The following is a 4,747-nucleotide window of genomic DNA, read 5'->3' as shown; positions in this document are numbered from 1 at the left end:
ATCTCGATGGCTGGCTGAAGGTTCTGGGCAACGACAAGCGTGCCATCTTCTCGGCGGCAGCACATGCCCAGCGCGCGCTCGACTACCTGCATTCCCTGCAGCCGGAGTGCGACGAGGAGGAGGCGGCGTGAGCCGTCTCTTCCTTCACTCAACTGTCTCTTCCTTCAATCAGGCATAAGAGACGCGGATGCGGATCACCGTAGGACCCGATAGCCTCGCGACCGCTTCCTGCGCAATAGGGTGAGCAGGAGAACGACGGCTTTTGCCTCGTTGTCGAAGACATGGATCTTCTGCCGCCCACGGCTGCCGATGCGTCCCCAGCTGCGCACCAGCGATGTCTAACCGAAGAGGTTCGGCTCGATCGACAGCGCATAAAAGCGGGCCATGTTCTTCGATGGGTCGATGCGTTCGATGTAGAGACGATAGGGCTGAACTGTCATGCGGGCAGAATCGCAAAGACCAGTTGCCCGCGTCCAACGACATTTGTGAATCGATCCGGCTGGATCGATTCACGTTGGTGATGTCGCCTCGTCAGATCAGTGATGCAGTGAACAATCCGACGAATTCCGGATCGGAATAATAGCGCAGCTTTGTCGCGACGATGGGCATCTAGTGCGGTCTTTGAAGTGTCCCGAAGCGCCTTTTGGACTGTATCAGTCACCTTAGCCGGGGCGAACGGAGCGGCTGGTTAGGCGTCGGCGCGCTCTTAGGAGAGACTGGAGCGACCGGGTTGGTGGGACCAACGTGAATGGGTCCAATATCGACTCCCTTGCCGTCGAAGAGGCCGGCGGAGGCCGGCATCACGTGGAGAAGAAACATCACGGTGCATTGAGTGACTGCTAGTCATTTCCACATCTGTTCCCCTCCATTTCAATGCTGCATGTACTGTCCTTTTTATTTCTGCACGTATTGGCTGTTTCATATTAGCGGAATGCAATCTTCACAGAATTTCGCAAAAAAGCAATGCATGAACCTGTGGTAAACCATTATTGGGTATACGCTTGTACTGTTGCGGTTGCTCAAGGTCGAATTTAGCCAGACGCTAACCAAAAGCGGCCAGGCGGTCGCGGATAATTTCCCGCATCTGCGCCGCCCGTTCAGCGCCGACTGAACCATCTGCCAGCGGCGGCGGCAAAACAAGGGCGTCCAGACCGTACGCAAGCGCCGCCGCCAGCTCATCGGTGGCGGTATCCGCCGCCGCCGCCGGAATACCCGCCGTCGCTGCAAAATGCCGGAAATCCGCTCTTTTCAGCCGCTCGTCCTTGCCGCTGATTTTCAGCGCCATATGGTCATTCTGCAGGTTCGGAAACACGCGCGTTGTTACAGCGTCGTAGAGCGGCGCCATACGGACCGAGCTAAAATCTCCTCTGCCTGGCTCGGCGACTTTCAGGACGGCCATATTCTTCAGATGCATGTCGCCGTCCGCGATCAGCCACGCGAACAGGGCCCGACGCAAGACCAGAAGCAGATCCGTATCGGCGTCGGTGGAGAGAGGACGTAGCGCCGCCGCGATCCGCTCCATGGTGCCCGAATATTTGTCTTCCGCCCGCACGCCGAGAACGGATGCCATGTCTTCGAGCGCCAGACGGCGCATGTCGTCAGGGCTTGTGCGGATATCAAACCGCTCAACCGCAAGCGCATGCGGCATGCCGTCCGGCATAGCGACAAGCGCAATGGCGGGAACGATGAACCCGGCCGCCCGGCCAAGTTCCATGGACTGCCACTCGATCGCGGGCAGCGCCTCAAATCCCGACGTTCCGGCGGGCTTGAGGATATGCGTGAACGGCTTGTTCGAACTGGGCATAAGCGTGCCGTCGGCGTCGAGAAACATCGGAGCCTTGATTTGAACGCCTGACAGGCGCGGCGTTGCGCCCGTCGCGAAGATTTTTGCCAGGTTCTGTTCGAACGTATCATGAATATCGCCGCGGCCGGGACCGGCATAGGTCCCTGTAAACAGGTGATTTGCCGTGAAGCCGTTCAGCCGCGTCAGTAGAATATCGGCTGGAAGCGCCATCAGCTCGCTTGCCCGCTCTACAATCGTGATGTTCGACATATAGCGCTTGCCGGTGCGCAGTTCCGCCCGCTCGTCCGGGTTGTTCAGCACCCGGTTTAACCAGCCTTCCGGCAACAGCGATTCAATGAAGGGCGGCAATCTGCCGGGCGTGGTCTGGCGCACAAGCGGCGGGCCGTCCGAATCGGATGCCTTCCATCGCCATTCGAAGCCATCATGCACCAAGTTGCTGATCGGAACGCCGTGCCATGCCACGATCAGGTCGAGCGCAGCCTGGTTGGTAATGGCGACAGCGGCCGTTGGCTTCCGTTTTAGGAACCGCTCAGCCGCACTCCCTTCGTTAAGCCAGTCATTGTCGCGGGCAAGCTTAAACACCGCATCGGCGGCGCCCTCCGCACTTCCGTATTCTTCGATCAGCCGCGCGGCGATTGCCTCTTTCATGTCTTCGTCGAATGAGGCCGCGTGTTCACTGCGGATGCGGAAGGCTTCCAGAAAACGCTGGCGCAACGAAGACACGTCCACGCGGAACTCGCCCATGTCATCGCCGACCGCCGCCTGCGCGATGGAGGGATGGTCCGGCGCTTTGTTCTGAATGATTTCGAGCGTCCTGATGCGCTGGCGCTGCACGCGGCGACCGGTAAGAAACAGGCGACCATCGCGCATCGGGCCGAGCAGCACGGCGCTGGCGGCCGATAGGTAGGCATTCGGATAGAGGTATTTGGCGATGCGCACCGCATGGGCGCGTACCGTTTGATCTATATCATCGCCAGCATCGACGTAGATTCCACGCATGAGCTGGACCAGTTTCCCGGCCTCCGCTTGACGGTGGCCACGGGTTTTATCGATATTTTCGCCAACCAGATAAAGGGGCATATGTAACTTTCGCGTATTTCATATACGGAAAAGTTACAGCTTTTACGGCGATACATCAAGATTATTGTCACTATCGCGTATCTGAAATACGCGATAGTGACAACTCTCGGTTCTCTGAACCCGTAAAAGACAAGTGGTGGCAAAACCTGCTCGAATGAATAGGGCCGGCCGGTTACGGGCTGGCCAAGCTCGGTGGCCCGCGCCTGACGGTCGCGAAAGTTCCGTGGCGATTATATCGGGAAGAGCAGGCGGCGACCTGAGCGTTCTTGCTGCTAAATCGAGGGAACTTCGTGCGAGAAGTGTAGTTGGAGAGGCATCAGCAAAGAGGCGCCCGAATGTCCCCCAATCCACTTATTAGCGAACCCGTCGGGGATTTTGTCTTTCGCTTGGAGGCAATGACCGACGACGAGTTATTCGCCACCATGAGCAGCCTCGAAAAGGCAAGCGAAGCGGCCGAGGATGCGGAAGAGACCCTTGCCCGTATTGCTTTGACCGAAACCGAGATCGAGCGTCGCTATCCTGGCGAATTGCTCGCGCCTTATCGCAATTGGAAGCAAAGACAACCAGTATTGTGACCGGTTCGGTCGCGGGTGGGATAGATAACGAGACGGAGATAATCAATGAGCAGCTCTGAGACGACGACGGACCACAAGACGATCCAGAAATGGGCGGAAAAAAGAGATGGCAAGCCGGCCGTTATCCGCACGGGCGGCAAAGGCGGTGTGCTACGCATCGATTTTGGGGAAAAAGAAGAAGAGTTCGACCAGATCGCTTGGGACGAATTCTTCAAGATCTTCGACGAAAGCAAGCTGGCCTTTCTCTACCAGGACGAGACCAAGGACGGTAAGACCAGCCGGTTCAACAAATTCGTCGAGCGCGAGTAAGCAGCGGAGGGCGACGCGGACCGGATCGCCGCGTCGTCTGCACAGCCGCTCTATTTATTGCCGGAACCCGGCTCTGCCATTTTCGAATGCTGGTGGGCGAGCATGCTTGCCGGTGTGACATTGGCAGCAGCCGCCTGCAACTTGTTCTTCCAACCGCTGACGACGTCACCTTCGCCGTCCATCATCGCGTCATAGCCGATCCGTGCGACGTCGCCGGCATCATCCTTCTCTGCCTGGCCGATCGCCGTATCCATGAGATCGGCCCGCTTGAAGAACTCGGTCTCCGTCGCCCCCGGCATGAGGCAACTGACGGTTACGCCTGACTCCTTCAATTCCTCGCGCAAGGCAAAAGAGAAGCTGTTGATGAACGCCTTGGTGCCGTTATAGACGGCCTGATAGGAGCCGGGCATGAAACCGGCGATCGAGCCTGTCAGCAGAATGCGGCCTTGGCCGCGGCTGCGCATCTCGTTGCCGATCGCATGGATCAGATAGATCGTGCCGGTGATGTTGGTATCGACAACCTTGCGCGCCGCACCGAAATCCTGGTCTAAGAAGCCCTTGCCGAGGCCGCGCCCGGCATTGGCCATCAGGAGATCGACCGACCGGCCGCTGGCGGTGATGCGCTCGACGAGCCGATCCACGCCTTCGAGCGTCGATAGGTCGGCTTCGACGGCCTCGACTGCCGTGCCGAACTCCTTGAGATTTGCTGCTGCCAGGTTGATGCGCTCCTCATCGGCGGCAATGATGAGATCATAGCCGTCCTGTGCTGCGCATTTTGCCAGTTCGTAGCCGATGCCGGTGGATGCGCCCGTGACGACGGCGAGGCCTTTGCCTGATTGACTGCTAACCATGATGGGTCTCCTTACGGTTTCAGAACGACCTTGATGCATCCGTCCTGCTTGTCGCGGAACGTCTTGTAGAGAGCAGGCCCATCTTCCAGCGTGCCGCGATGGGTGACGACGAAGGAGGGGTCGATCTC

The 4,747-nt window shown here is 58.4% G+C and carries 4 protein-coding genes and 3 pseudogenes; 3 read left to right on the top strand and 4 right to left on the bottom strand.

From position 1 onward, the window contains the following. A pseudogene (locus FHX03_RS34155) lies at nt 1–131 on the top strand (antirestriction protein ArdC); the annotation flags it as partial. Between the two features lie 63 nt (nt 132–194). Here the strand turns inward: FHX03_RS34155 and FHX03_RS34150 are convergent. Both FHX03_RS34150 and FHX03_RS34145 read right to left on the bottom strand, forming a co-directional pair. Beyond that, nucleotides 195–440, bottom strand: a pseudogene (locus FHX03_RS34150) (WGR domain-containing protein). Between the two features lie 602 nt (nt 441–1,042). Further along, nucleotides 1,043–2,884, bottom strand: coding sequence for a type II toxin-antitoxin system HipA family toxin (locus FHX03_RS34145; protein ID WP_183857574.1), 1,842 nt, complete (start codon nt 2,882–2,884; stop codon nt 1,043–1,045). Nucleotides 2,885–3,219: 335 nt separating this feature from the next. On the opposite strand from FHX03_RS34145, the gene FHX03_RS34140 reads away from it, so the two are divergent. Both FHX03_RS34140 and FHX03_RS34135 read left to right on the top strand, forming a co-directional pair. Continuing rightward, on the top strand, nt 3,220–3,459 hold the full coding sequence (locus FHX03_RS34140; protein WP_183857572.1) for a hypothetical protein: 240 nt from the start codon (nt 3,220–3,222) through the stop codon (nt 3,457–3,459). Nucleotides 3,460–3,504: 45 nt separating this feature from the next. Continuing rightward, nucleotides 3,505–3,768, top strand: coding sequence for a hypothetical protein (locus FHX03_RS34135; protein ID WP_183857570.1), 264 nt, complete (start codon nt 3,505–3,507; stop codon nt 3,766–3,768). Between the two features lie 50 nt (nt 3,769–3,818). Here the strand turns inward: FHX03_RS34135 and FHX03_RS34130 are convergent, their stop codons facing one another. Both FHX03_RS34130 and FHX03_RS34250 read right to left on the bottom strand, forming a co-directional pair. Then, nucleotides 3,819–4,619, bottom strand: a complete 801-nt coding sequence (locus FHX03_RS34130) for an SDR family NAD(P)-dependent oxidoreductase (protein ID WP_183857568.1) — start codon at nt 4,617–4,619, stop codon at nt 3,819–3,821. A gap of 11 nt (nt 4,620–4,630) precedes the next feature. Next, nucleotides 4,631–4,747: pseudogene (locus FHX03_RS34250) on the bottom strand (alcohol dehydrogenase); the annotation flags it as partial.

Source organism: Rhizobium sp. BK456 (assembly GCF_014194045.1).
Lineage (GTDB): Bacteria > Pseudomonadota > Alphaproteobacteria > Rhizobiales > Rhizobiaceae > Rhizobium > Rhizobium redzepovicii.
This window is presented reverse-complemented; position numbering and strand designations above follow the sequence as displayed.